General features: G+C 45.2%; 1 protein-coding gene. It reads right to left on the reverse strand.

Annotation, left to right across the window (positions count from 1 at the left end):
- Window positions 1–593, reverse strand: a 593-nt coding sequence (nrdD, locus tag D8797_RS10115; protein WP_312023868.1) for an anaerobic ribonucleoside-triphosphate reductase, incomplete at both ends; no start/stop codon positions are given.

Below are 593 nucleotides of genomic sequence, written 5' to 3' on the forward strand. Positions count from 1 at the left end.
CCCTGGAGGAACGAACGGCAGCCCATAGGAACCTTGAAAGAACCAGTCAACTCGATAATCTTATCATAGGATAAGACATCCGGGTACATCCGTTTGGTTGCACACTCTAGGGCCAACTGTTTGATGTCATAGTTTGGAGTCCCTTCTTCCAAGTTAAGGCCTCTTTTAAGCGTAAAGATGAGTTTAGGGAAGATGGCTGTGCGGTGTTCTGAGCCAAGACCCTTGATACGAATGGTCAAGATAGCTTTTTGAATTTCCCGTTCAAAACGACTAGTTCCTAGACCAAAACCTAGTGAAGTAAAAGGTGTTTGTCCATTTGAAGTGAAGAGGGTGTTGATTTCATACTCGAGAGATTGCATGGCATCATAGATGTCTTTTTGGGTTTTCTGCCAAGCATAATCATCCCGTTTTTCAGGCAAGACCCATTCTTCTGCATCTTTGAGGTGCTTTTGGTAATTCTTCTCTGCATAAGGAGCTAAGACTTCATCGATACGGTCAGCTGAGCAGCCCCCGTACTGGCTAGAAGCAACGTTGGCGATGATTTGGGAAATCTGAGCTGTAGCAGTCTGGATTGACTTGGGACTCTCTACCTC

Origin of the sequence: Streptococcus cristatus (assembly GCF_003944225.1) — a bacterium.
Classification (GTDB): Bacteria; Bacillota; Bacilli; order Lactobacillales; family Streptococcaceae; genus Streptococcus; species Streptococcus cristatus_K.